33 protein-coding genes are annotated in these 24581 nt (G+C 71.7%); 4 read left to right on the top strand and 29 right to left on the bottom strand.

The window, feature by feature from the left end; translation table 11 throughout:
• Positions 1 to 32: 32 nt before the first annotated feature.
• From H7344_RS12835 to H7344_RS12945, 23 genes are all read right to left on the bottom strand, one after another.
• Complete coding sequence (locus tag H7344_RS12835) at positions 33 to 218, bottom strand: type Z 30S ribosomal protein S14 (protein WP_011757321.1); 186 nt, start codon at positions 216 to 218, stop codon at positions 33 to 35.
• 1 nt (position 219) lies between these two features.
• The gene (rplE, locus tag H7344_RS12840) at positions 220 to 792 is read right to left on the bottom strand and encodes a 50S ribosomal protein L5 (RefSeq protein ID WP_166195672.1); all 573 of its coding nucleotides are present in this window, start codon (positions 790 to 792) and stop codon (positions 220 to 222) included.
• Positions 792 to 1151 carry a 50S ribosomal protein L24 gene (gene rplX, locus H7344_RS12845; RefSeq protein ID WP_222130592.1) on the bottom strand — a complete coding sequence of 120 codons (360 nt, stop codon included), beginning with the start codon at positions 1149 to 1151 and terminating at the stop codon, positions 792 to 794. The genes rplE and rplX overlap by 1 nt, the downstream gene beginning before the upstream one ends.
• Positions 1152 to 1154: 3 nt before the next feature.
• The gene (gene rplN, locus H7344_RS12850) at positions 1155 to 1523 is read right to left on the bottom strand and encodes a 50S ribosomal protein L14 (protein ID WP_116570784.1); all 369 of its coding nucleotides are present in this window, start codon (positions 1521 to 1523) and stop codon (positions 1155 to 1157) included.
• Between the two features lie 97 nt (positions 1524 to 1620).
• Positions 1621 to 1896: a 30S ribosomal protein S17 gene (gene rpsQ, locus H7344_RS12855; RefSeq protein WP_186346415.1), complete on the bottom strand. Its 276-nt coding sequence runs from the start codon at positions 1894 to 1896 to the stop codon at positions 1621 to 1623.
• Positions 1893 to 2138: a 50S ribosomal protein L29 gene (gene rpmC / locus H7344_RS12860; protein WP_186346416.1), complete on the bottom strand. Its 246-nt coding sequence runs from the start codon at positions 2136 to 2138 to the stop codon at positions 1893 to 1895. The genes rpsQ and rpmC overlap by 4 nt, the downstream gene beginning before the upstream one ends.
• Positions 2138 to 2557, bottom strand: coding sequence for a 50S ribosomal protein L16 (gene rplP / locus H7344_RS12865; protein ID WP_186346417.1), 420 nt, complete (start codon positions 2555 to 2557; stop codon positions 2138 to 2140). The genes rpmC and rplP overlap by 1 nt, the downstream gene beginning before the upstream one ends.
• Positions 2558 to 2561: 4 nt before the next feature.
• Positions 2562 to 3401, bottom strand: coding sequence for a 30S ribosomal protein S3 (gene rpsC, locus H7344_RS12870; protein WP_166195678.1), 840 nt, complete (start codon positions 3399 to 3401; stop codon positions 2562 to 2564).
• Positions 3401 to 3841 carry a 50S ribosomal protein L22 gene (gene rplV, locus H7344_RS12875; protein WP_166195680.1) on the bottom strand — a complete coding sequence of 147 codons (441 nt, stop codon included), beginning with the start codon at positions 3839 to 3841 and terminating at the stop codon, positions 3401 to 3403. The genes rpsC and rplV overlap by 1 nt, the downstream gene beginning before the upstream one ends.
• Positions 3838 to 4119: a 30S ribosomal protein S19 gene (rpsS, locus tag H7344_RS12880; RefSeq protein ID WP_154615500.1), complete on the bottom strand. Its 282-nt coding sequence runs from the start codon at positions 4117 to 4119 to the stop codon at positions 3838 to 3840. The genes rplV and rpsS overlap by 4 nt, the downstream gene beginning before the upstream one ends.
• 5 nt (positions 4120 to 4124) lie before the next feature.
• Positions 4125 to 4961, bottom strand: coding sequence for a 50S ribosomal protein L2 (gene rplB, locus H7344_RS12885; protein WP_166195682.1), 837 nt, complete (start codon positions 4959 to 4961; stop codon positions 4125 to 4127).
• Positions 4962 to 4992: 31 nt separating this feature from the next.
• The gene (rplW, locus tag H7344_RS12890) at positions 4993 to 5298 is read right to left on the bottom strand and encodes a 50S ribosomal protein L23 (protein WP_166195684.1); all 306 of its coding nucleotides are present in this window, start codon (positions 5296 to 5298) and stop codon (positions 4993 to 4995) included.
• Positions 5295 to 5966 carry a 50S ribosomal protein L4, sunset domain variant gene (gene rplD, locus H7344_RS12895; RefSeq protein WP_166195686.1) on the bottom strand — a complete coding sequence of 224 codons (672 nt, stop codon included), beginning with the start codon at positions 5964 to 5966 and terminating at the stop codon, positions 5295 to 5297. Before rplD ends, rplW begins: the two co-directional genes overlap by 4 nt.
• A gap of 2 nt (positions 5967 to 5968) precedes the next feature.
• Entirely contained in the window at positions 5969 to 6640 is a 672-nt protein-coding gene (rplC, locus tag H7344_RS12900; protein ID WP_166195688.1) for a 50S ribosomal protein L3, read from the bottom strand.
• Positions 6641 to 6651: 11 nt separating this feature from the next.
• A complete protein-coding gene (gene rpsJ, locus H7344_RS12905) occupies positions 6652 to 6960 on the bottom strand; it encodes a 30S ribosomal protein S10 (protein WP_154615492.1) in 309 nt (102 codons plus the stop codon).
• Between the two features lie 411 nt (positions 6961 to 7371).
• A complete protein-coding gene (gene trmB, locus H7344_RS12910; RefSeq protein WP_186346418.1) occupies positions 7372 to 8094 on the bottom strand; it encodes a tRNA (guanosine(46)-N7)-methyltransferase TrmB in 723 nt (240 codons plus the stop codon).
• Positions 8095 to 8222: 128 nt separating this feature from the next.
• Positions 8223 to 9416 (bottom strand): elongation factor Tu, encoded by a 1194-nt coding sequence (gene tuf / locus H7344_RS12915; RefSeq protein ID WP_166196789.1) that lies wholly within the window; start codon positions 9414 to 9416, stop codon positions 8223 to 8225.
• A 101-nt stretch (positions 9417 to 9517) separates the two neighbouring features.
• Positions 9518 to 11629 (bottom strand): elongation factor G, encoded by a 2112-nt coding sequence (gene fusA / locus H7344_RS12920; RefSeq protein WP_186346419.1) that lies wholly within the window; start codon positions 11627 to 11629, stop codon positions 9518 to 9520.
• A gap of 77 nt (positions 11630 to 11706) precedes the next feature.
• Positions 11707 to 12177, bottom strand: coding sequence for a 30S ribosomal protein S7 (gene rpsG / locus H7344_RS12925; RefSeq protein ID WP_186346420.1), 471 nt, complete (start codon positions 12175 to 12177; stop codon positions 11707 to 11709).
• A 1-nt stretch (position 12178) separates the two neighbouring features.
• On the bottom strand, positions 12179 to 12553 hold the full coding sequence (rpsL, locus tag H7344_RS12930) for a 30S ribosomal protein S12 (protein ID WP_011757353.1): 375 nt from the start codon (positions 12551 to 12553) through the stop codon (positions 12179 to 12181).
• Between the two features lie 192 nt (positions 12554 to 12745).
• Positions 12746 to 14050 carry an MFS transporter gene (locus tag H7344_RS12935; protein ID WP_229707106.1) on the bottom strand — a complete coding sequence of 435 codons (1305 nt, stop codon included), beginning with the start codon at positions 14048 to 14050 and terminating at the stop codon, positions 12746 to 12748.
• Positions 14047 to 14493, bottom strand: a complete 447-nt coding sequence (locus tag H7344_RS12940; RefSeq protein ID WP_186346421.1) for a MarR family winged helix-turn-helix transcriptional regulator — start codon at positions 14491 to 14493, stop codon at positions 14047 to 14049. Before H7344_RS12940 ends, H7344_RS12935 begins: the two co-directional genes overlap by 4 nt.
• A 109-nt stretch (positions 14494 to 14602) precedes the next feature.
• A complete protein-coding gene (locus H7344_RS12945; RefSeq protein WP_229707107.1) occupies positions 14603 to 16039 on the bottom strand; it encodes an NCS2 family permease in 1437 nt (478 codons plus the stop codon).
• 49 nt (positions 16040 to 16088) lie between these two features.
• Here H7344_RS12945 and H7344_RS12950 point away from each other — a divergent pair, with 49 nt between their 5' ends.
• Positions 16089 to 16382, top strand: a complete 294-nt coding sequence (locus H7344_RS12950) for a DUF2530 domain-containing protein (protein WP_229707108.1) — start codon at positions 16089 to 16091, stop codon at positions 16380 to 16382.
• Positions 16375 to 16986, top strand: a complete 612-nt coding sequence (locus H7344_RS12955) for a class I SAM-dependent methyltransferase (RefSeq protein WP_186346423.1) — start codon at positions 16375 to 16377, stop codon at positions 16984 to 16986. Before H7344_RS12950 ends, H7344_RS12955 begins: the two co-directional genes overlap by 8 nt.
• Positions 16987 to 17055: 69 nt before the next feature.
• On the opposite strand, the gene H7344_RS12960 is transcribed toward H7344_RS12955, so the two are convergent.
• Positions 17056 to 17832: a DUF3027 domain-containing protein gene (locus H7344_RS12960; RefSeq protein ID WP_186346424.1), complete on the bottom strand. Its 777-nt coding sequence runs from the start codon at positions 17830 to 17832 to the stop codon at positions 17056 to 17058.
• Between the two features lie 92 nt (positions 17833 to 17924).
• Here H7344_RS12960 and H7344_RS12965 point away from each other — a divergent pair, with 92 nt between their 5' ends.
• The gene (locus tag H7344_RS12965) at positions 17925 to 19490 is read left to right on the top strand and encodes an MFS transporter (protein ID WP_186346425.1); all 1566 of its coding nucleotides are present in this window, start codon (positions 17925 to 17927) and stop codon (positions 19488 to 19490) included.
• 1 nt (position 19491) lies between these two features.
• On the opposite strand, the gene H7344_RS21220 is transcribed toward H7344_RS12965, so the two are convergent.
• Both H7344_RS21220 and H7344_RS12975 read right to left on the bottom strand, forming a co-directional pair.
• A complete protein-coding gene (locus H7344_RS21220) occupies positions 19492 to 19887 on the bottom strand; it encodes a cold-shock protein (RefSeq protein ID WP_166196805.1) in 396 nt (131 codons plus the stop codon).
• Between the two features lie 114 nt (positions 19888 to 20001).
• Positions 20002 to 20637 carry an HAD family hydrolase gene (locus tag H7344_RS12975; protein ID WP_229707109.1) on the bottom strand — a complete coding sequence of 212 codons (636 nt, stop codon included), beginning with the start codon at positions 20635 to 20637 and terminating at the stop codon, positions 20002 to 20004.
• Between the two features lie 119 nt (positions 20638 to 20756).
• Here H7344_RS12975 and H7344_RS12980 point away from each other — a divergent pair, with 119 nt between their 5' ends.
• Entirely contained in the window at positions 20757 to 22910 is a 2154-nt protein-coding gene (locus H7344_RS12980) for a S8 family serine peptidase (protein WP_186346426.1), read from the top strand.
• 15 nt (positions 22911 to 22925) lie between these two features.
• Here H7344_RS12980 and H7344_RS12985 read toward each other — a convergent pair whose 3' ends face one another.
• From H7344_RS12985 to H7344_RS12995, 3 genes are all read right to left on the bottom strand, one after another.
• Positions 22926 to 23333 carry an SRPBCC family protein gene (locus tag H7344_RS12985; RefSeq protein WP_186346427.1) on the bottom strand — a complete coding sequence of 136 codons (408 nt, stop codon included), beginning with the start codon at positions 23331 to 23333 and terminating at the stop codon, positions 22926 to 22928.
• A gap of 9 nt (positions 23334 to 23342) precedes the next feature.
• Entirely contained in the window at positions 23343 to 23957 is a 615-nt protein-coding gene (locus tag H7344_RS12990; protein ID WP_229707110.1) for a histone deacetylase, read from the bottom strand.
• A 3-nt stretch (positions 23958 to 23960) separates the two neighbouring features.
• Positions 23961 to 24581, bottom strand: a 621-nt coding sequence (locus H7344_RS12995; RefSeq protein WP_222130593.1) for an FHA domain-containing protein, incomplete at its 5' end; no start/stop codon positions are given.

Raw genomic sequence — 24581 nt, forward strand, 5'->3', positions numbered from 1 at the left:
TGCGACCTGCAGCGATCGTTGTCGGGGGTTGATTACCAGGAGGACTTGGTCACGCCGGGCAGCTCGCCGCGGTGCGCCATCTCACGCAGGCAGATCCGGCACAGGCCGAACTTGCGGTAGACGGCCTTGGGCCGGCCGCAGCGCTGGCAGCGGGTGTAGCCGCGGACCGCGAACTTCGGCTTGCGGGCGGCCTTGACCTTGAGAGCGGTCTTCGCCATGTCAGTTCTCCTTGAACGGGAAGCCGAGCTGCTTGAGCAGCGCCCGACCCTGGTCGTCGTTGGTGGCCGTGGTCACGATCGTGATGTCCATGCCCCGCGACCGGTCGATCCGGTCCTGGTCGATCTCGTGGAACATGACCTGCTCGGTCAGACCGAAGGTGTAGTTGCCACGGCCGTCGAACTGCTTGGGCGAGAGGCCGCGGAAGTCGCGGATGCGCGGCAGCGCGATCGACAGCAGGCGGTCCAGGAACTCCCACATCCGGTCGCCGCGCAGCGTGGTGTGCGCACCGATCGGCATGCCCTCGCGCAGCTTGAACTGGGCGATGGACTTGCGGGCCTTGGTCACCAGCGGCTTCTGGCCGGTGATCGCGGTGAGGTCGCGGACGGCGCCCTCGATCAGCTTGGAGTCGCGCGCAGCCTCGCCGACACCCATGTTGACCACGATCTTCACGAGACCGGGGACCTGCATGACGTTGCCGATCTCGAACTCGCTCTGCAGCGCCGGGAGGATCTCCTCGCGGTACCGCGTCTTCAGCCGCGGGGTCGCGGCGGCGGAGGTCTGGGTCTCGGTCATCAGATTTCCTTGCCGGTCTTGCGCGAGATGCGGACGCTGCGCTCGGCCTCGTACGTCGAGCCGTCGGGGCGGCGCTTGGTGACCTCGTCGCGGCGGAAGCCGACGCGGGTCACGCCGTCGCCCTCGACGAGCATCACGTTGGAGACGTGGATGGGGGCCTCGGCGGTGATGATCCCGCCGGTGCTGTTGGTGCCACCGGTGTTGACGGCCTTGGTGTGCCGCTTCATCCGGTTGACGCCCTCGACGATCACCCGGTCCTCCTCACGGAGCACCTGGATGACCTTGCCCTCGGCACCCTTGTCCTTGCCGGCGATCACCTTGACGGTGTCGCCCTTCTTGATGTTCATGTTCTTCGCCATGGCTCAGAGCACCTCCGGCGCGAGCGAGATGATCTTCATGAACTTCTTCTCGCGCAGCTCGCGGCCCACGGGGCCGAAGATTCGGGTGCCTCGCGGCTCGCCGTCGTTCTTGAGGATCACGGCGGCGTTCTCGTCGAAGCGGATGTACGAGCCGTCGGCACGGCGGCGCTCCTTGACGGTGCGCACGACGACGGCCTTGACGACGTCACCCTTCTTGACGTTGCCACCGGGGATCGCGTCCTTCACGGTGGCGACGATGACGTCGCCGATACCGGCGTAGCGCCGACCCGAGCCACCGAGAACACGGATGCAGAGGATTTCCTTCGCACCGGTGTTGTCGGCGACCTTGAGTCGCGACTCCTGCTGGATCATCAGTCTCTCCTGGTTGTCGTGCCGGTTCTCGACGACTCACGGTCGACGAGCCTGGCCGAACTTGTCGTGGACCTCCCGCCGGTGGGCGGTGAGGGTGTTACTTGGCCTTCTCGAGGATCTGGACGACGCGCCAGCGCTTGGTCGCGGACAGCGGCCGGGTCTCCATGAGGAGCACGCGGTCACCGATGCCGCACTCGTTGGCCTCGTCGTGCGCCTTGAGCTTGCTCGTGCGGCGCATGACCTTGCCGTACAGCGCGTGCTTGACGCGGTCCTCGACGGACACGACCACGGTCTTGTCCATCTTGTCGCTGACGACCAGGCCCTCGCGGACCTTGCGGGAGCTGCGCTCCACGGTCGGGGTCTGCTCGCTCATGCGGCACCATCCTCGTTGTCGGTCCCGGGCGCCGTGCGGATGCCGAGCTCGCGCTCGCGCACCACCGTGTAGATCCGGGCGATGTCCTTCTTGACCGAGCGGAGCCGGCCGTGGCTCTCCAGCTGGCCGGTGGCCGCCTGGAAACGGAGGTTGAACAGCTCCTCCTTGGCCTCGCGCAGCTTCGCCTCGAGGTCGACGTCGTTGAGCTCGTCGAGCTCGTGGGCCTTGGTGCTGTTGGCCATCAGAATTCACCCGCCTCTCGCGAGATGAACCGGCACTTCATCGGGAGCTTGTGCATCGCGCGGCGCATGGCCTCGCGGGCGACGTCCTCGGTGACACCGGAGAGTTCGAACATGACGCGGCCGGGCTTGACGTTCGCCACCCACCACTCGGGGGAGCCCTTGCCGGAACCCATGCGGGTCTCGGCCGGCTTCTTGGTCAGCGGGCGGTCGGGGTAGATGTTGATCCACACCTTGCCGCCACGCTTGATGTGGCGCGTCATCGCGATACGCGCCGACTCGATCTGGCGGTTGGTCACGTAGTGACCCTCGATCGCCTGGATGCCGTACTCACCGAACGCGAGCGTGGTGCCACCCTTGGCCATACCGGTCCGCTTGGGGTGGTGCTGCTTGCGGTGCTTGACACGACGGGGCATCAGCATGAGGTCAGCCCTCCTGGGTCTCGGCCGGGGTCGTGGCCTGGGCGGTGTCGCCGCCGGCCGGCGCCTCGGTCACGGCCGGGGCGTCGCCGCCACGGTCGGAACGGGTGGGACGGTCACCGCGCGAGCCACGGCTCGGGCGCTCGCCGCCACGGGTCGGACGGCCACCGCGGCCGGGGACACCGGCGCGGGCAGCGGCCTGGGCCTGGCGCTCGGCACGGGTGCCGGCGACCTCGCCCTTGTAGATCCAGACCTTCACGCCGATGCGGCCGAAGGTCGTGCGCGCCTCGTAGAAGCCGTAGTCGATGTCCGCACGCAGGGTGTGCAGCGGGACGCGACCCTCGCGGTAGAACTCCGTGCGCGACATCTCGGCGCCGTTGAGGCGGCCCGAGCACTGGATCCGGATGCCCTTGGCACCCGAGCGCATGGTCGTCTGCATCGCCTTGCGCATCGCGCGGCGGAACTGCACACGGCCGGAGAGCTGCTCGGCGACGCCCTGGGCGACCAGCTGCGCGTCGACCTCGGGGCTCTTGACCTCGAGGATGTTGAGCTGCACCTGCTTGCCGGTCAGCTTCTCGAGCTCGCCGCGGATGCGGTCGGCCTCGGCGCCGCGGCGGCCGATGACGATGCCGGGACGCGCGGTGTGGATGTCCACCCGGACGCGGTCACGCGTGCGCTCGATCTCGACCTTGGAGATGCCTGCCCGCTCCATGCCCTTGGAGAGCAGCTTGCGGATCGCGACGTCCTCGCCGACGTAGGACTTGTACAGCTTGTCGGCGTACCACCGCGACTTGTGGTCGGTGGAGATGCCGAGGCGGAAGCCGTTCGGGTTGATCTTCTGGCCCATCAGGCACTCTTTCCGTTCTTCCGGGCGGTCTTCTTCTCCGCGACCACGGCAGCCGGCTGGACGACCAGCGTGATGTGGCTCGTGCGCTTGTTGATGCGCGTCGCACGACCCTGGGCGCGGGGGCGCCACCGCTTCATCGTCGGACCCTCGTCGACCAGGGCGACCGAGACGACCAGGTCGGCCCGGTCGAGGCCCTCGGTGGTCTCGGCGTTCGCGATGGCGCTCTCGAGGACCTTGTAGACGGTCTCGGACGCCGCCTGCGGGGCGAACTGGAGCAGGGCGAGGGCGTCGTCGACGGCCATGCCGCGGACCATGTCCACGACGCGGCGGGCCTTCATCGGCGTGATCCGCGTGAAGCGGGCGCTCGCGAAGGCGCCGGGCTGGTCGCCGAGGAGCGACTCGCGGCGCGCGCTCGTGCGCTGACGTTCGGTGACACTCATCGACGGCGTCCCTTCCGGTCTTCCTTGACGTGCCCGCGGTAGGTGCGGGTGGGGGCGAACTCGCCGAGCTTGTGGCCGACCATCGAGTCGGTCACGAAGACCGGCACGTGCTTGCGGCCGTCGTGGACGGCGATCGTGTGGCCGATCATCGCCGGGACGATCATCGAACGGCGCGACCAGGTCTTGATGACGTTGTGGGTGCCCTTGTCGTTCTCGGCGTCCACCTTCTTCATCAGGTGGTCGTCGACGAAGGGGCCCTTCTTCAGGCTGCGAGGCATGTCAGTTACTTCCTACCCTTGCCGGACTTGCGGCGACGAATGATCTGGGAGTCGGAGGCCTTGCGCTTGCGCGTGCGGCCCTCGGGCTTGCCCCAGGGGGACACCGGGTGACGACCACCCGAGGTCTTGCCCTCGCCACCACCGTGCGGGTGGTCGACCGGGTTCATCACGACACCGCGGACGGTCGGGCGCTTGCCCTTCCAGCGCATGCGGCCGGCCTTGCCCCAGTTGATGTTCGACTGCTCGGCGTTGCCGACCTCGCCGACCGTGGCGCGGCAGCGCACGTCGACGAAGCGCATCTCGCCCGAGGGCATGCGCAGCGTGGCGCGGCTGCCCTCACGGGCGACCAGCTGGGCGCTGTTGCCGGCGGAGCGGGCGATCTTCGCGCCGCCGCCGGGCCGCAGCTCCACGCAGTGGATGGTCGAACCGACCGGGATGTTGCGCAGCGGCAGGTTGTTGCCGGGCTTGATGTCGGCGTTCGGGCCGGACTCGACCGCGGTGCCCTGCGTCAGGCCCTTCGGCGCGATGATGTAGCGCTTCTCGCCGTCGGCGTAGTGCAGCAGCGCGATGCGCGCGGTGCGGTTCGGGTCGTACTCGATGTGCGCGACCTTGGCCGGCACGCCGTCCTTGTCGTAGCGACGGAAGTCGATGATCCGGTAGGCACGCTTGTGCCCGCCGCCCTGGTGCCGGGTGGTGATCCGGCCCTGGTTGTTGCGGCCGCCCTTCTTGGGCAGCGGCCGCGTCAGCGACTTCTCCGGCGTGGTCCGGGTGATCTCGACGAAGTCGGCGACCGACGAGCCACGACGGCCCGGGGTGGTCGGCTTGTACTTGCGGATAGCCATTTAGCTCAGTCCTCTAGTCCTGGGTGCCCGGTCAGGAGACCGGACCTCCGAAGATGTCGATGCGGTGGCCCTCGGCGAGGCTGACGATCGCGCGCTTGGTGTCCTTGCGCTTGCCGGTGCCCGTGCGGGTGCGGCGCGTCTTGCCGGGGCGGTTGATCGTGTTCACGGAGGTGACCTTGACGCCGAAGATCTTCTCGACCGCGATCTTGATCTCGGTCTTGTTGGCGTCCGGGCGCACCAGGAACGTGTACTTGTTCGCGTCGAGGAGCCCGTAGCTCTTCTCCGAGACGACCGGCGCGAGCAGCACGTCGCGGTGGTCCTTGTGCAGGGTGCTCACTGGGAGGCCTCCTCGTTCTGCGCGTCGACGGCCGGGGCCTCGACGATGGTCGCCTTGCGCTCGGAGGCGCGGGCGGCACCGGTGACGAACGCGTCGTACGCGCCCTGGGTGAAGACCACGTCGTCGGAGGCCAGCACGTCGTAGGTGTTGAGCTGGTCGACGGCGACGATGTGCACCTCGGGGGCGTTGCGCAGCGACAGCCAGGTGACGGTGTCGGTGCGCTCGAGCACCACGAGGAAGCGGGTCCGGTCAGCGAGGCCGGTCAGCGCGGCGATGGCGGCCTTGGTGGAGGGCGTGGTGCCCTCGACCAGGCCGTCGACCACGTGGATGCGGCCGTTGCGCGCCCGGTCGGAGAGGGCACCGCGGAGCGCGGCGGCCTTCATCTTCTTGGGGGTGCGCTGGTCGTAGCTGCGCGGCTGCGGGCCGTGGACGGTGCCACCGCCGGCGAACTGCGGCGCACGGGTCGAGCCCTGGCGGGCGCGGCCGGTGCCCTTCTGCTTGTAGGGCTTGCGGCCACCACCGCGGACCTCGCCGCGGGTCTTGGTGGCGTGCGTGCCCTGACGGGCAGCGGCCTGCTGGGCGACGACGACCTGGTGGATCAGCGGGACGTTGACGGCAACGTCGAAGATCTCGGCAGGAAGGTCGACCTTCACGGTCTTGGCGGGCATGCTCACGCCTCCTTGCCAGTAGAAACGGTGCTCTTGGCAGCCGAGCGGACGACCACGAGGCCGCCCTTCGGGCCGGGGACGGCGCCCTTGAGCAGGATCAGGCCCTTCTCGGCGTCGACCGCGTGGACGGTCATGCCCTGGGTCGTGACGGTGTCGTTGCCCATCCGGCCCGACATCCGCGTGCCCTTGAAGACGTGGCCCGGCGTGGCGCAGGCGCCGATCGAGCCCGGCTTGCGGTGGTTGCGGTGGGCACCGTGCGAGGCGGAGACACCGGAGAACCCGTGCCGCTTCATCGTTCCGGCGAAGCCCTTGCCCTTGCTGGTGCCCGTCACGTCGACCTCGTCGCCGGCGGCGAAGGTGTCGACGGAGAGCTCCTGGCCCACGGTGTACGACGTGGCGTCGGCCGTGCGGATCTCCAGCAGGTGGCGGCGGGGCGTCGTGCCGGCCTTGGCGAAGTGCCCGGCCTGCGGCTTGGTGACCTTGCGGCCCTCGATCTCGCCGAACCCGACCTGGACGGCGTTGTAGCCGTCGGTCTCGGGCGTGCGGACCTGGGTGACGACGTTGGTGGTCGCGGCGACCACGGTCACGGGGACGATGCGGTTGTTCTCGTCCCAGACCTGGGTCATGCCGAGCTTGGTGCCCAGCAGGCCCTTCACGTTGCGTTCGATAGTCATCTCGTCAGACCTCAGAGCTTGATCTCGATGTCGACGCCGGCCGGGAGGTCGAGGCGCATGAGCGAGTCGACGGTCTTCGGCGTGGGGTCGATGATGTCGATGAGGCGCTTGTGGGTGCGCATCTCGAAGTGCTCGCGGGAGTCCTTGTACTTGTGCGGCGAGCGGATGACGACGAAGACGTTCTTCTCCGTCGGCAGCGGCACCGGGCCGGCCACGCGGGCGCCCGTGCGGGTCACCGTGTCCACGATCTTCCGCGCCGAGGTGTCGATCACCTCGTGGTCATAGGCCTTGAGCCTGATGCGGATCTTCTGTCCCGCCATAGGTCTCTCTCGTCCTTACTTCTCATCTGCCGCGTGCATGTCCCGGGACGTCCCCCGGTTTGGGTCGGTCCCGCCCTGGCCCCACCACCCCGTCCCCCGGCCCCCGCGGTCGGGCGTGTCGCGACCTCTGGACGTGACACAGGACCGGGATCCTGCTGGGTTCTTGGTGCTGGCACCCGACGGTTCGTCGGGCTGATCGGGTCTCCTGGTCCGGTGCGGCGCACAGCCGACGCCCGAACTCGTTCCAAGCCCGGCGGACCGGGGGTGAGGAGACGCGATTCAGAAGTCAAGATGTGCCGCACCCCGGCGACCCGCCGGAGCAACCGGACCATCTTGGCAGAGAACAGGGGCCGGACCAAATTCCTGGCGCCCTATCTCGCCCGCCGCCGGCCACTGCGGACGACACGCCGCTCAGCGGCGTCGGTAGCACAGGTCGGTGATCGTGCGGCCGGCCTCGACGCCCTTGCGCTCGAACCGGGTGACCGGTCGCTCCGACCAGCGCTCGACGACCCCGCCCTCGAGCAGCGGCTCGGCGTCGAGCACCTCGAGCATCTGCTCGGCGTAGTCGGCCCAGTCGGTGGCCAGGCGCCACACCGCACCGGGCCGCAGCCGGCTCGCGGCGAGCCGGGCGAACTCCGGGGAGACCAGCCGGCGCTTGTGGTGCCGCGTCTTGCGCCACGGGTCGGGGAAGAACGTCCACAGCTCCTCGACGTCCCCCTCCCCCAGCAGGTGCTCCATCGACCACACCGCGTCGACGCCGCAGAGGCGGACGTTGTCGGCACCGGCCTCCGCCAGCTTCCACAGCGTGTCGGCGACGCCGGGCCGCCAGACCTCGAAGGCCAGCACGTCGTGCGCCGGGCGGGCGGCGGCGAGCGGGGCGGTCGCCTCGCCGACGCCGGACCCGATCTCGACGACCAGGGGGGCGCGGCGCCCGAACCACTGCTCCAGGGAGAACCCGGGCCGGTCGACCGCCTCGTCCGGGATCACCCACCGCTCCTGGTGGGCCGCCCACGCCTCCGCCTGCCGCGGGGTGAACCGGCTGCCGCGGCGGGAGTAGCTGAGCACCTCCCGCACCCGCCGACCGTCCTCGGTCAGCTTGTGGTGCGGTCGGGCGGGGGTGACGGGACGCTCCATGGTTCCTTCCGAAACGGGTGCTGCTGCTCGGTGCTGATCGGTCGTGCTGCGGGAAAAGCAGATCGGCCCCGGACCACAGGGGTCCGGGGCCGATCTGGTCGATCAGGTGCGGTCAGCGACCGCGGGGATCACTTGGTGATCTTGGTGACCCGGCCGGCGCCGACGGTGCGGCCACCCTCACGGATCGCGAACCGCAGGCCCTCGTCCATCGCGATGGGCTGGATGAGCTCCACGGCCATCTCGGTGTTGTCACCCGGCATGACCATCTCCGTGCCCTCGGGGAGGGTCACGACGCCGGTCACGTCCGTGGTGCGGAAGTAGAACTGCGGGCGGTAGTTGTTGAAGAACGGCGTGTGGCGGCCGCCCTCCTCCTTCGAGAGGATGTAGACCGAGGCCTCGAAGTTGGTGTGCGGGGTCGTGGTGCCCGGCTTGATGACGACCATGCCGCGCTCGACGTCCTCGCGCTTGGTGCCACGGAGGAGCAGACCGACGTTCTCACCGGCCTGGCCCTCGTCGAGGAGCTTGCGGAACATCTCGACACCGGTGACGGTGCTCTTCTGCGAGCCCTCCCGGATGCCGACGATCTCGACGTCCTCGCCGACCTTGACGATGCCACGCTCGATGCGACCGGTGATGACGGTGCCACGACCGGTGATCGTGAAGACGTCCTCGACGGGCATGAGGAACGGCTTGTCGGTCTCCCGCTCGGGGGTCGGGATGTAGTCGTCGACCGCCTGCATGAGCTCGGCGATCGAGTCGCCCCACTTCGCGTCGCCCTGGAGCGCCGGGAAGGCAGCAACGCGCACGACCGGGATGTCGTCGCCCGGGAACTCGTACTCGCTGAGGAGCTCGCGCACCTCCATCTCGACGAGCTCGATGAGCTCCTCGTCGTCGACCATGTCGCACTTGTTGAGCGCGACCACCAGGGCGGGGACACCGACCTGGCGCGCGAGCAGCACGTGCTCGCGGGTCTGCGGCATCGGGCCGTCGGTGGCGGCGACCACGAGGATCGCGCCGTCCATCTGGGCCGCGCCGGTGATCATGTTCTTGATGTAGTCAGCGTGACCCGGGCAGTCGACGTGCGCGTAGTGGCGCGCCTCGGTCTGGTACTCGACGTGCGCGATCGAGATTGTGATGCCGCGCTGACGCTCCTCGGGAGCCTTGTCGATGTCCTCGAACGCCGAGGCGGCGTTCAGGTCCGGGTGCTTGTCGTGCAGGACCTTGGTGATCGCCGCGGTCAGCGTGGTCTTGCCGTGGTCGATGTGACCGATCGTGCCGATGTTGACGTGCGGCTTGGTCCGCTCGAACTTCGCCTTAGCCACTGGGGCTCCTCCTGGTGTGGTTGTTACCTGACTCGTACTAGCTGGGTGGTGCCGAGGGTCCGGTCCCCCGAACGGGATCGTTCAGCGGAGACCGGCGAGGATCACTCGCCGCGGACCTTCTTGATGATCTCGTCGGCGATGTTCGTGGGAACCTCGGCGTACGAGTCGAACTCCATCGAGTACGACGCCTGACCGGAGGTCTTGGACCTCAGGTCGCCAACGTACCCGAACATCTCGGAGAGCGGCACGAGGGCGTTGACGACGATGTCGCCGTGACGCTCCTCCTGCGCTCGGATCTGGCCCCGTCGGCTGTTGATGTCGCCGATGACCGTGCCGAGGAAGCTCTCCGGCGTGGTCACCTCCACGGCGAACATCGGCTCGAGCAGGACCGGCTTCGCCATGCGGGCGGCCTCCTTGAAGGCCTGGTTGCCGGCGATCTTGAAGGCCAGCTCGGAGGAGTCGACGTCGTGGTAGGCGCCGTCCTCGAGCGTGAACTTCACGTCGACCATCGGGAAGCCGGCGAGGACACCGAACTCCATGCCCTCCTGGCCACCCTGGTCGACCGAGGGGATGTACTCCTTCGGCACGCGTCCACCGGACACGTTGTTGACGAACTCGTAGCCCGCACCGGTACCGGTCTCGGGGTCGATGTTCGGGCCGAGGGAGACGACGACCTTCGCGAACTGTCCCGAACCACCGGTCTGCTTCTTGTGCGTGTAGCTGTGGTTCGTGACCTCCTTGCGGAGGGTCTCGCGGTAGGCCACCTGCGGCTTGCCGACGGTCGCCTCGACGCGGAACTCGCGCTTCATCCGGTCGACAAGGATCTCCAGGTGGAGCTCGCCCATCCCGGCGATGATCGTCTGGCCGGTCTCCTCGTCGGTCTTGACCGTGAAGGTGGGGTCCTCGTCGGAGAGGCGCTGGATCGCGAGACCCAGCTTCTCCTGGTCGGACTTGGTCTTGGGCTCGATCGCGACCTCGATCACCGGGGCCGGGAAGGTCATCGACTCGAGCACGACCTGGTTCTGCGGGTCGCAGAGGGTGTGCCCGGTCTTGGTGTCCTTCAGACCCATGACGGCGACGATCTGGCCGGCGCCGACCGACGCGATCTCCTCACGCTTGTTCGCGTGCATCTGGTAGACCTTGCCGATCCGCTCCTTCTTGCCGTTGACCGAGTTGACCACGGTCGAGCCGGCCTCGAGCTTGCCCGAGTAGACGCGGACGTAGATCAGCTTGCCCAGGTGCGGGTCGGAGGCGATCTTGTAGGCCAGGCCGGAGAACGGCTCGTCGTCGGAGGGCTTCCGGGCGATCTCGACCGCCTCGTCCTTCGGCGAGTGGCCGATGATGGCCTCGATGTCGAGCGGCGAGGGCAGGTACTTCACGACCGCGTCGAGCAGGGGCTGGACGCCCTTGTTCTTGAACGCGGTGCCGCACAGGACCGGGTTGACCTTGTCGGCCAGGGTCGCGCGGCGGATCGCGGCCTCGAGCTCCTCGACGGAGAGGTCCTCGCCCTCGAGGTACTTCTCCATGATGGCGTCGTCGGCCTCCGAGAGCGTCTCGAGGAACTTCTCGCGGTACTCGGCGGCCAGCTCGGCCATCTCCGCGGGGATCTCCTCGACCTCGTAGTCCTCGCCCATCTTGGTCTCGCCGCGCCAGGTCAGGGCACGCATGCCGACCAGGTCGACGACGCCGAGGAAGTCGCTCTCGGCACCGATCGGGAGCTGGAGGACCAGCGGGGTGGAGTTGAGGCGCTCGACCATCATGTCGACGCAGCGGAAGAAGTCCGCACCGGTGCGGTCGAGCTTGTTGACGAAGCACATGCGCGGGACGGAGTACTTGTTGGCCTGGCGCCACACCGTCATCGTCTGCGGCTCGACACCGGCGACACCGTCGAACACCGCGACCGCGCCGTCGAGGACGCGCAGCGAGCGCTCGACCTCGGCGGTGAAGTCCACGTGGCCCGGGGTGTCGATGATGTTGATCTGGTGGTCCTTCCACCAGCAGGTCGTCGCGGCCGACGTGATCGTGATGCCGCGCTCCTGCTCCTGCTCCATCCAGTCCATCGTGGCCCCACCGTCGTGGACCTCACCGATCTTGTAGGTGATACCGGTGTAGAACAGGATGCGCTCGGTGGTGGTGGTCTTGCCGGCGTCGATGTGCGCCATGATGCCGATGTTGCGGACCTTGTTGAGGTCCGTGGTGATGTCGACTGCCACGTTGGTTCAGCGTCCCTTGAGAGAAGTTTGGTGGTCGCGGGTGGAGCAGGAGCGGCCCGAGCCGCCCCTGCTCGAGGTCACCAGCGGTAGTGCGCGAAGGCCTTGTTGGACTCGGCCATCTTGTGGGTGTCCTCGCGCTTCTTCACCGCGGCACCGAGGCCGTTGGAGGCGTCGAGGATCTCGTTCATCAGGCGCTCGGACATCGTCTTCTCGCGACGGTCCTGCGCGTAGCCGACGAGCCAGCGCAACGCGAGCGTGGTGCCTCGCGTGCCCTTGACCTCGATCGGGACCTGGTAGGTCGCGCCGCCGACGCGGCGGGACTTGACCTCGATGGCCGGCTTCACGTTGTCCATCGCACGCTTGAGCGTGACGACGGGGTCGGTGCCGGTCTTCTCGCGGCAGCCCTCGAGCGCGGAGTAGACGATGCGCTGGGCGACCTGCTTCTTGCCGTCGATCAGCACCTTGGAGACGAGCTGGGAGACCAGCTGCGACCCGTAGACCGGGTCGACGTCGATCGGCCGCTTCGGGGCCGGACCCTTGCGCGGCATGTCAGCTCTTCTCCTTCTTCGCGCCGTAACGGCTGCGGGCCTGCTTGCGGTTCTTCACGCCCTGGGTGTCGAGCGTGCCGCGGATGATCTTGTAGCGGACACCGGGGAGGTCCTTCACCCGGCCGCCGCGCACGAGCACGATCGAGTGCTCCTGGAGGTTGTGGCCCACGCCCGGGATGTACGCCGTGACCTCGACGCCGCTCGACAGGCGCACGCGGGCGACCTTGCGGAGGGCGGAGTTCGGCTTCTTCGGGGTGGTGGTGTAGACGCGCGTGCAGACGCCTCGGCGCTGCGGCGAGCCCTTCAGGGCAGGCGTCTTGTTCTTCGACACCTTGTCCTGGCGGCCCTTGCGGACCAGCTGCTGAATGGTGGGCACCGGGTGGTTCCCCTTCTTGTCGACTCTCAGTGCGCGGCACGGTGCTGCGCACGGTGTGATGCGGGTGTGCCGGGTGGTGCTCCCAACCGGCGCTGCTCGCCCCCGAGGTCGGGCGTGTCGCCTGACGCACGCCACCACCGAGGTGGTGGCGAGGGCTTGCGTGCCCGTCCTGCGGCGGTCCGTTCCCGCCGACTACTTCTGAGCACGCGCAACGGCCTGGTTGTCCCAGACACGAGGACCGAGGCTACCGGGCACCCCGACGGGGGTCAAAATGCGCGCGAGGCCTCCGGAACGCGCGGCGTACCACAGGATCGCGAGGCCCACGCCGAGCAGCGTGATGGCCCCTCCCCCGACCAGGGTCCAGCGGGCACCGAAGGTCTCGCCCACCCAGCCGACGACCGGGGCGCCCAACGGGGTGCCGCCCATGAAGATCATCAGGTAGAGCGCCATCACCCGGCCGCGCAGCTCCGGCGCGGTGGCCACCTGCATGAGGGTGTTCGCGGCGGTGATCATCGTCAGCGCCGACAGGCCGAGCACCGGCATCCACACCGCGAAGGTGACGTACGACGGCAGCAGGCCGGCCACGACCTCGGCGATCCCGAAGAGCACGGCCGCGCCGACCACCAGCCGCAGCCGGACCGTCGGGCGGCGGGCCGCTAGCAGCGCGCCGGTGAGCGAGCCGACGGCCATGAAGGTGCCGAGCAGGCCGTACTCCGTCGCGCCCTTGCCGAAGACGTCGGTGGCCATGAGCGCCGAGGTCATCTGGAAGTTCAGGCCGAAGGTGCCGACCACGAAGACGACCACCAGCACCAGCACCAGGTCGGGCCGCCCGGCGACGTACCGCACGCCTTCCCGGATCATGCCCGGCGAGCGTCCCTGCATGGGGGCGGGGTGCAGCCGGGAGGGGTCCATCCCACGCAGCGCCAGGATCGGGGCGAGGTAGGTGATCGCGTTGGCCATGATCACCCAGCCGGTCGCCTGGGTGCCGCCGCCGAGGGCGCCGATCAGCACGCCCGCGATCGCCGGCCCGACGATGCGGGCGGCGTTGAACGAGGCGGAGTTGAGGCCGACGGCGTTGGTGAGGTCGTCGGGGGTGACGATCTCGCTGACGAACGACTGGCGCGCCGGCGCGTCCATCGCGGTGCCGATGCCGAAGACCAGCGCGAGGACGTAGACATGCCAGACCTCCGCGACGCCGGTGACCGCGAGCAGGCCGAGCAGGAAGGCCGGCAGCGCCATCATCACCTGGGTGACCTGGAGCAGCGTGCGCTTGGGGAAGCGGTCGGCCACGACGCCGGCGAAGGGCGAGAGGAGCAGGGCGGGCAGGAACTGCAGACCGGTCGTGATGCCGACGGCGGTGCCGCCGTTCACGGCCAGGTGCAGCACCAACCAGTCCTGGGCCACGCGCTGCATCCAGGTGCCGGTGTTCGAGACGACGGCACCGGTGGCGTAGAGGCGGTAGTTGGGGTTGGCGAGGGAGCGGAACGTGGGGCTCAAGCGTTGGCCAGTCTTTCCAGGATCGGGGCGGCCCGGCGCAGGACCGCGCGTTCGTCGGGGGTGAGCTCGCGCAGGCGGCAGGTCAGCCACTCGTCGCGGCGGCGACGGTCGGCGAGGACGGTGGCGCGGCCCTTGTCGGACAGCTCGACCACGACCAGGCGGCCGTCGGACTCGTGCGGGCGGCGGGCGACGTACCCGCGCTCCTCGAGGCCGTTGACCGTGCGGGTCATGCTCGGCGGCTGCACCCGCTCCGCGGCGGCGAGCTCGCCGATGGTGAGCCCGTCGGTGCGGTGGAGGCAGCCGAGGACGCCCATGTGGGCGATCGAGAGCTCGTTGTCGGGGTGCCGCTCGCCGGCGAGCCGGCGTCGCAGCCGCATCACCGAGAGGCGGAGCTCCGACGCCAGGCCGGCGTCGGTGCGGGCAATCTTCTCCACGGTAGGCATGTCGTGAGCATAACTACTTACCCTTGCTAACTATTCCGACGAGGAGAGGCCCTCCCCGGTGCTGCTGGGGAGGGCCTCGTCGGGTGGTCGGGACGGGGAGACCGACGGCTCAGGTGAGCCAGTCGGTGAGCGGGTCGATGGCGAAGTAGATGACGAACAGCAGGCCCACGACCGCCATCAGCGGGTGGATCTCGCGGGTCTTGCCGACGACCACCTTGATGAGGACGTACGCCAGGAAGCCCGCGCCGATGCCCGCGGTGATGGAGTAGGTGAACGGCATCAGCACGATCGTCAGGAACGCCGGGATCGCGATCTCCGGGTCCGCCCAGCGGATCTCGGTGACCTGCTGCATCATCAGGAAGCCCACGAGCACCAGCGCCGGGACGGCCGCCTCGGACGGGATCACCCGCACGATCGGGGTGAAGAACGTCGCCAGCAGGAACAGCAGGCCGGTGACGACCGAGGCGAGGCCGGTCCGCGCCCCCTCGCCGACACCGGAGGCCGACTCGATGTAGGAGGTGTTCGACGAGACGCCGGCCATGCCGCCCGCGGCCGCGGCCAGCGAGTCGACGACCAGGATCCGCTCGGCGTTCGGCGGGACGCCCTCGGCGTCGTTGAGGCCGGCCTCGGCGCCGATGGCCGTCATCGTGCCCATCGTGTCGAAGAAGTCGGCGAGCAGCAGCGAGAAGACCAGGAGCGCGGCGGCGACGAAGCCGATCGAGGAGAACGCGCCGAACAGCGAGAACTCACCGAGCGTGCCGAAGTCCGGCACGTCGACCACGCCGTCGAACTGCGGCACCGTGAGCGCCCAGCCGCCGGGGTTGTCCGCGCTGCGGCCGCCCAGGTCGAGGATCGCGTCGACCACGAACGCCAGCACGGTCGCCGCGACGATCGCGATGAGGATCGCGCCCTTCACGCGGCGTACCCACAGGGCGACGAGCAGCAGCACGCCGAGCACGAAGACGAGGACCGGCCAGCCCTCGAGCTGGCCGCCGGTGCCGAGCTGGACCGGCACCGTGCTGTTGTTGGCGTCCGGGATGCGGCTGACGAAGCCGGCGTCGACGAAGCCGATGAGCGCGATGAACAGACCGATGCCGACCGAGATCGCGACCTTGAGCTGGGTCGGGACGGCATGGAAGACCGCCGTGCGGAAGCCGGTCAGGACCAGCACGAGGATCACGATGCCCTCGAGGACCACCAGGCCCATCGCGTCGGCCCAGGTGGACTGGGTCGCGATGGCGACGCCGACGAAGGCGTTGAGGCCGAGGCCCGCCGCCAGCGCGAGCGGGAAGTTCGCCACCGCGCCCATCAGGATGGACAGGACGCCGGCGACCAGGGCGGTGCCGGCCGCGATCGCCGGGAGGTTGGATCCGTCGCCGACGCCGCCGGCGAGGAAGTTGCCCTCGGAGTCGGGGATGAAGCCGAGGATCAGCGGGTTGAGGACGATGATGTACGCCATCGTCAGGAAGGTCACGACACCGCCGCGGACCTCCTGCCAGACGGTCGAACCACGTTCGCTGATGCGGAAGTAGGAGTCGATGCTCACGGGCGGTCAGCATGTCAGACCCGGAGACCTCCCGAGTACCTTGTCTCGCGTGGAGCTCCGCGACGACCAGCCGACCCAGCACGAGGTCGGCGGCCGCACCTTCCTCGTCGCCGACGTGCAGCCGCTCGACCTCGACGGCGTCCGCACCGTCGAGGTCGGCGTCGGCCTGTGGCTGCTCGGGTTCCTCCTGCTGCTCCCCTTCTACGGCCGGCTCGCCGACGAGGGCCGCACCTGGTGGCTGTGGACCTGCTTGGCCGGCTTCGGCCTCGGGCTGTTCGGCCTGGAGTACTGCCGGCGCCGGCGCAAGGCACGTCTCGCCCGCGACGAGCAGCGGGATGGCTGAGCCGCCCCCTCCCGCCACCCGGTGGGCGCTGGCCGGCCCGGCGCGGGGCGGGTACGCCGACAACTTCGCGCGACTGGTCGCCTCCGGCGCCGACGTGGACGGCGAGGCCCGGCTGGCCGACGCGCTCCTCCCCCGCGGCGCCCGGGTGCTCGACGTCGGCTCCGGCATGGGCCGGGTCGCGGCCGCGCTGCTCGCGCGGGGCCACGACGTCCTGGCGGTCGAGCCGGACGCCGACCTCGTGGCCCAGTCACGGCGTACCTATCCGGCGGTGGAGGTCGTCCACGCCGACGTCCTCGAGCTGTCCCTCGACGAGGTCGGCACGTTCGACCTGGTCGTGTGCGTCGGGAACGTGCTCGTCTTCCTCGCCGACGGCACCGAGCGACGCGTGCTGGCGCACCTGCGCTCGATGCTCGCGCCGGGCGGGCGCGTGCTCGCCGGCTTCCACCTGCGCGGCGGGCCGGCCGCCGCCCGGCACTACCCGCCCGACGAGCTCGTCGCCGACGCCGAGGCCGCGGGTCTGCGCGTCGACCTGCGCGCCGGCAGCTACGAGCTGCACCCCGCGAACGACGAGTACGCCGTCTGGTTGCTCAGTCCGGCCGACTGACCCAGCCGCGGCTGGTCGAGGAGGGCCGGCGAGGCCTGACTCGAGACCACCCGCGGGGTGAGCCGTGGGTCAGAAGGTCTCGATGTCGTCGGGGGTGATGGTGTCGACGACGGGCTCGGGGAGCGGCTGGGGCTCGTGCTTCTTGGCGAGCCGGACCTCGGAGTGGGCGCCGCAGCCGTGGTCGAAGGAGACGACCCGGCCGTCGTCGTTGGCGTCGCCGTTGGCGCAGACGCCGAACATCTCCGACAGCGGGCCGTTGATCCGCATGAGGAAGCCGCAGGTGGTGCAGGAGTCGGGGGCGGCCTGGGCGAGCGGGGAGGACGGGCCCTGGTCGCCGTCGTACCACCGCTGCGCGGCGAGGTCGCGGCCCTCCGGGGAGAGCGTGCGGACCCGGCCGAGGCCGAGCTCCTGGGCGACCTGGCGCACCTGGGCGCGGTCGTCGGCGTCGAGCGGGTCGTCGCCGTAGGCGTAGGTGGGGACCAGGCGGGGGTCGTCGTCCTCGACGGGGAGGAGGTCGCCGGGTCCGAGGTCGCCGGGCTTGATCCGCTCGCGGTAGGGCACCCACGGCGGCGCGACGATCGCGTCGTCGCCGGGGATGAGGACGACCTCGTCGACGGTGACGTGCTTCTGGCGGGGGGCGCGGGCGACGGTCACCGACCAGCGCCAGCCGCGGTAGCCCGCGCGCTCGCAGGCGAACAGGTGGGTGACCAGCCGCTCGCCCTCGACCTGGTGGCCGAGGTGCTCGCCGACGTCCGCGGCACCGACCTCCTCCACGAGGGCGGCGCGGGCGACGTCGACGGCCGCCACGGCGGCGGAGTCGGGCTTGGCGCGCACGAGAGTCGTCACGGACGGAAGTGTGACTGATCCCCGGGCCGGGTGCCATCTCGGGGCGGGTGTCGCCGCCGGGGGCGCCGGGCACGCACGGCAGGATGGGGCGCATGACGTCCGACCGTCCCGAGCCCGACCCGGAGGGGCCGGCGGGCCGCAGCATCGGCGCCGGGCTCGGCACCGGGGCCCGGGCGACCGCGAGGGGCGTGGCCGCCGCCGGCCGGGCGACCGGGCGGGCCAGCCGCTACCTGGGCCGGCAGGCCACGCGGGCGGCCAACGCCGAGGGCGCGGGCGAGTCGGGCCTGGCCCGGCTGATCCAGATGCACTTCTTCAACACCGCCGGCGACGCGGCGGTGGCGATCTCGCTGGCCGGGTCGCTGTTCTTCCAGGTGCCCTCGGGCGAGGCGCGCGGACAGGTCGCCCTGTTCCTCGGCCTGACGATGCTGCCGTTCGCGGTGGTGGCGCCGCTGATCGGGCCGTTCCTCGACCGCTTCGCCCACGGGCGTCGGTGGGCGATCGGCGCGACGATGGCGTTGCGGGCGTTCCTGTGCTGGGCGCTGGCGACGTCGGTGACCGGCGACTCGCCGTGGCTCTTCGCGGCGGCGCTCGGCGTCCTCGTCTCGTCCAAGGCGTACGGCGTCACGCGGGCCGCCGCCGTGCCGCGGCTGCTCCCGGCCGGCTTCACGCTGGTCAAGGCCAACGGGCGGGTGAGCCTGTCGGGCATCGTCGGCGCCGCCGTGTCCGCGCCGCTGGCCGGGCTGGCGTCGTTGGCCGGCCCGGAGTGGAGCCTGCGCTACGCGTTCCTGCTGTTCGTGCTCGCCACCGTGTGCGCCATCCGGCTGCCGGCGGCGGTCGACTCCAGCGCCGGCGAGGGCGACCTCGTGCTGCGCGGCGACAGCGACGCCGAGCCGGGCCGCCGGACCCGCACCCGCATCCCACCCGCGGTGGCGTTCGCGCTGCGGGCCAACTGCGGGCCGCGGTTCCTGTCGGGCTTCCTGCTGATGTTCATGGCGTTCCTGCTGCGCGAGAACCCGCCCGACACCGCGTTGTCGGCCGAGGTGATGATCGCCGTCGTGGTCGGCGCGGCCGGCCTCGGCAACACCGCCGGCGTCGCCGCGGCCTCGCTCCTGCGCCGGATCAACCCGGCGGTCACCGTCGTGCTCGCGCTGCTGGCCGACCTCGCCGCGGTCCTCGTCGCGACGCTGTTCTACGGGGTGCTGTGGCTGGCCGTGCTCGGACTCACCGCCGGCCTCGCTCAGTCGCTGGCGAAGTTCTGCCTCGACTCCACCATCCAGCGCGATATCCCCTCCCGCGTGCAGGCCAGCGCCTTCGCGCGCAGCGACACCACGCTGCAGCTGGCGTGGGTCGTCGGTGGGTTCATCGGCATCGCGCTGCCGCTCGAGCCGGCGCGGCTGGGCCTGGGCATCGCCGTCGCGGTGCTCGGCGCGTGGACGGCGTACGTCCTGCTCGGCCGGCGCGCGTCGGTCACCGGCGCCCGGGCGGCGCACCCCCAGGACGACGGGGCGCCCGTTCCTGCCGGCTCCACCGCCACGAGTGACGACTCGGCAGCCGGCAGTGCTCCCTCGACCGCCACGAGTGGCGACTCGGCGTACGACGACCTGCCGGACACCCAGCCGATGCCGCGGCTGCGGCGGGACGGGCCCGCGCAGCCCTAGATCAGAGCTCGAGCTCGTCGGCGAGCGCGCGCAGGAGCTTCGCGACCGGGGCGGCGGTGCGGGCGTCGGGGTGACGGCCGTGCCGGTAGCCCTCGCCGACCCCGTCGAGGAGGCGGATGAGGTCCTCGACGATCGGCGCCATCTCCTCGGGGCGGCGGCGGCGCGCGGCCGACTGGCTGCGGGAGACCGAGGTCGGCTTGTCCAGGACGCGGACCTGCAGCGCCTGGTCGCCGCGGCGGCCCTGGGCGATGCCGAACTCCACGCGCGTGCCCGGCTTGATCGTGGTCATCCCCTCGGGCAGGGCGTCGGCGTGGACGTAGACGTCCGGCCCGTCCTCCTGGGACAGGAAGCCGAAGCCCTTGCCGGCGTCGAACCACTTCACCTTGCCACTGGGCACGGCCTGACCTCTTCTGCTCGCGGCGCACCGGCGACCTGCCGGGCGACGGCACAGCCTACGAGGGACCCCAAGGTCCGCTCCACCGATCCCGGCGGTGCGCCCGCGGGTGCGCCGTCAGCGCGTCGCGAGGTGGTCGTCGAGCCAGTCGGGGAACTCCGCCAGGCTCTCCAGCACGACGTGCGTGCCGGCGTCGAGGAGCTCCTCGCGGGTGCAGCCGCCGGTGAGCACGGAGACGCTCAGCACGTCGGCGGCGAGCGCGCCCTCGACGTCGTGCACGTGGTCGCCGACGTAGACCGAGGCGCCTTCGCGGACCAGCACGTCGGCCTTGCCGACGCCCCACACCCACCCCTCGAGGTGGTCGACCTCGAGGCCGAGGTGGTCGAGGTGGAGCCGCGCGTTGTCGGGGAACTTGCCGGTCACCACGATCGTGCGACCGCCGCGACGGCGCACGGCGTGCAGCGCCTCGCGCGCGCCCTCGAGCAGCGGCACCGACGCGATGGCGTGGGCGGGATAGAGCGCGCGGAACCGGTCGCCCGCGGCAGGGATCGCCTCGGCGGCGAGGTACGGCTCGAACAGCAGGTCGAGCGGCGGGCCGAGCCGGGCGGTCATCGCCTCGACCGGGAAGTCCACGCCGAGCTCGGCGCCCAGCGCCCGCAGCACCGACCCGAAGCCGGGCGCGGTGTCGATGAGCGTCATGTCCAGGTCGAAGCCGACCACGAGGGGCTCGGACGCGGGCTGCTCGGCGGGCACCCGGCGAGGGTAGCCGGGCGCCCCCGCGTCCACAGGACCGACCGATCCCGCCCGCGCGGAGCGGCGGTGGGCCACAATGGGCGACTTCGACGAGACGACCTGGGACGGGAGGAACGCGAGTGCTGCCGACCTCGACGCGCGTACGCCGCCTGCTGACCGCGGCCGCGGCGCTGCCCGCCCTGGTGGCGTCCGCCCTCGTGCCGGTCGCGCTGGCGACGCCCGCGTCCGCGGACGAGATGGCCTTCGAGACCGGGGCCGAGCCGCCGTTGCACCTGGTCACGCTCTCCGGCCCGGGCGTCGCCGGCTACCGCGGCCCGCTCGCGGACTCCTACGTGCGGGTGGCGATGCTGCGCGAGCAGGACGCCCTGCTCGAGGCGGCCGGCGCGACGGACCCGGCGTACCGCTTCACCACCGCGCTCAACGGGTTCGCCGCGCGACTCACCCCCGACCAGGTGGCGGTGCTCCGCGCGGACCCCGACGTGGTCACCGTCGAGCGCGACCGGGTCCGCCCGCTGACCGGCGCGCCCGCACGGACGGCCGCGGCCGGGTCGCCCGGGGGCGGCCGCGGCGGCGCCGGCGTCGTCATCGGCACGGTCGACTCCGGGCTCGCGCCCGACAGCCCGGTCTTCTCCGGCGCCCACCGCCTCGGGCGCGCACCGGCCGGCTTCGGCGGCGCGTGCGCCGTCGCGGAGGACTGGCCGCGCGAGCGCTGCACCAGCAAGGTGGTCGCGGCGCAGTGGTTCGTCCGCGGGTTCGGCGAGGACGCCGTGCGCTCGGGCGCCTCGCTCAGCCCGCGCGACGACGCCGGGCACGGCACGCGGATGGCCTCGATCGCCGCCGGCAACAGCGGCGTGACGGTGCGGGTCGGCGAGCGCCAGGCGGGCCGGTTCGGCGGCGTCGCGCCGCAGGCCCGGCTCGCCGTCTACAAGGCGTGCTGGACCGCGCCCGACCCGCGCGACGACGGCTGCGCGACCTCCGACCTCGTCGCGGCGGTGGACCAGGCCGTCGCCGACGGCGTCGACGTGCTGAGCCTGGCGGTGGCCGGCGGCAGCGGGTACGACGCGCTCGAGCGGGCGCTGCTCGGCGCCGCCGAGGCCGACGTGGTCGTCGTGGCTGCGGCCGGCAACGACGCGGACACGGCGTACGCCGCCCACCCCGGGCCGTGGGTCACCACGGTCGGCGCCGCCGCCGGGCCGCAGCGCCGGGGCCGGGTGGTCGCCGAGGGCGGACCGGCGCTGACCGGCGCGACCTCGATGGGCCGCGCGGTCGGGCCCGCCCGCGTGGTGCGCTCCGTCGACGTCGCCGCGCCCTCGGCTCGCCCGGCCCGGGCCCGGGTGTGCGCGCCCGGCAGCCTCGACGCGGCGGCCGCCGCCGGCCGCATCGTGGTCTGCGAGCGCGGCGGACGCGTGGCCCGCGTCGAGAAGTCCCGCGCGGTCGAGCTCGCCGACGGCGCCGGCATGGTGCTCGCCAACGTCCGACCCGGCTCGACCGACGCCGACTTCCATGCCGTCCCGACGGTCCACCTCGACCGGCCCGACGCCCGCGCCCTCGCGCGCTGGCTGGCGCGCCACCCCGACGGCCGGGTCGCGCTGCGCCCCTCCGGCACCACCCCCGCCGCGGACCGGGTGCTGCCGTGGTCCGCCACGGGCGACCCGTCGGGCGGCGTGGTGAAGCCCGACGTCGTGGCCCCAGGCAGCGGCGTGCTGTCCGCGGCACCGGCCACCGGACGGGCCGCCGCGTGGGACCTGTCCGCGGGCACGTCCGCCGCGACGGCGTACACCGCCGGGGTCGCCGCGTTGCTGCGGCAGCGCCACCCCACGTGGTCCGCGGCCGCGATCCGCTCGGCGCTCGCGACCACCGCTGCCGCCGTCGACGCACCCGTGCTGCGCTCCGGCGCCGGCCGGGTGCGGCCCGAGGTGGCCGGCCGCCCGGGCCTGGTGCACCTGGTGCGTCCCGGCGACTACCGCGCCTGGCTGGAGAGCGAGCTCGACGGCGACCTCAACACCCCCTCGGTGCTGCTGCGCCCCGGCGTCACGGCGGCCACCCGCACCGTGACGAACGTGACCGGCCGGGCCCGCTACTTCTCCTCGCGCGCAACCGGCTTCGGCGGCCGGGTGCTGGTGCGCCCGGCGGCCATCCGGTTGGGGCCGGGCGAGAGCGCGACCTACACCGTGACCGTCGAGGGCCCGCCCCGGCCCGGTGACGGGTACGTCGTGTGGCGCGGCGGCTCGGGCACCGTCACCCGCGTCCCCGTGGTGGTCAGCGGGCGCTGAGCGGATGGCGAGGGGTCAGCGGCCCTCGGCCATCGCGGTCAGCCGCTCGAGCGCGACCGGCGCGTCGCGGGTGACCATCGGGCCGATGTCGGAGGCGCCCGGCCCGGTGATCGCCGTCGACACCGTGACGACAGCACCGTCCCCCTCGACCCGGACGACGTGGTCGATGGCGACCACCAGGTCCCCCATCGTGAGCCGGTCGAGGTAGCGCGCGCCGTGCTCGACGACCTCGAGCACGAACGGCACCTCGATCCCGCCGGCGAGCCGCATCGTGCCGGCCGCGCCCTCGGCGAAGTGACCCTCGAGCGCCACCGCCTCGACCGCGGGGTCCCAGGCGGCCCAGCTGCCGACGTCGGACCACAGGGCCCACACGGCGGCGGGCGGGGCGGTGCAGGAAGCGGACTCCTGGTGCTCGAAGCTCATGGGCCGAACCTAGGGGTTCAGCCCCGCCCGCGGGTCGAGTCCGGGCTGGAGGGAGGCGAGGTACGCCGCCGCCTGCTCGACCGACCAGCCGCGGGACTCGCGCAGCCCGGCGGCCATCACCGCGAGGTAGGCGTCCGAGGGCCGGGTGTGCTCGACCGCCTCGGCGCCGTGCGGCGCGGTGAAGGTCAGCATCGGGGCCCCGTCGGCCGCGCCGACCTCCACGAGCGTCTCGTAGTGGCCGGGCCCGACCTCGTGCCGCCCGCCGTCGAGCGGTCCGAGGACCAGCTCCTCGATCGGGTCGCCCTCGGCCGGGACGCGGTACATCTCCTGGGCGGCGATGTCCGCGAGCTGCGCCGCGGTCACCAGGTAGGCCCGCGCGGCGGTCCGCCCGGGCGTCGCGTGGTCGTAGAACGCCACGCCACCGCCCCACTGCGGCGAGCGCCCGGCGAAGTACGTCGTGCCGGGCAGGTCGACCGCCGCGGAGCGCAGCGGCGGAGAGGTGTCGCGGGCGCCCGGGTTGTGCCGGCTGCCGCCCGGCGGGCAGCCGCCCTCGAGGTAGCAGGCGAGCCGGTCGGCAGCCATGTTCGACCCGTAGGAGACGTACCAGACCAGCCCCTCGACCACGGCTCAGGCCTCCTTGGCGACCGTCATCTGCCGATCACCGAAGCGGACGAGGTCGCCGGGCAGCAGGGTCGCCGGCTTGCCGGCCGACAGCGGTCGGGAGACGCCCTGGCGGACGAGGATCGAGCCGTTCGTCGACCCGCGGTCCATGACGACCAGCACGCCGTCGGGCGCGACCTGGAGCTGGGCGTGGGTCTTCGACAGCGACATGTCGGAGGAGCGCAGCGGCACGAGGTGGCGCACCGGCTCGCCCTGACGGGCCTCCGGCCGGCGGCCGACGAGCACCAGCCCCTCGACCACGAACGACTCGCCGCTGTCGAACTCCACCCGCCAGCGGACCGGGCCCTGGCCCGCCGAGCGGATCACGGTGCGCTCGGCGGTGGTGTGGCTGCGCGGGGCCGCGGGGGCGACGGAGGCTGCCGGGGCGGCGTGGGCGGGCGCGACGTGCGCCGGGGACGGTGTGCCCTGGCCGATCGTCCCGACCTCCTCGGGCGTGGGGGCCGTCGGGTCGACCGGCACGTCGACCAGCGGTGGGCCGAGCTTGCGGCGCCTGGCCGGCGGCGGGGGCGGCGGGCCGGTCGGGCGGTCCGGCGCCGGGGTCACCGCGGGGCCCGTCGCCGGTGCGGC

The sequence above is a fragment of the Nocardioides deserti genome (assembly GCF_014266025.1).
Lineage (GTDB): Bacteria > Actinomycetota > Actinomycetes > Propionibacteriales > Nocardioidaceae > Nocardioides > Nocardioides deserti.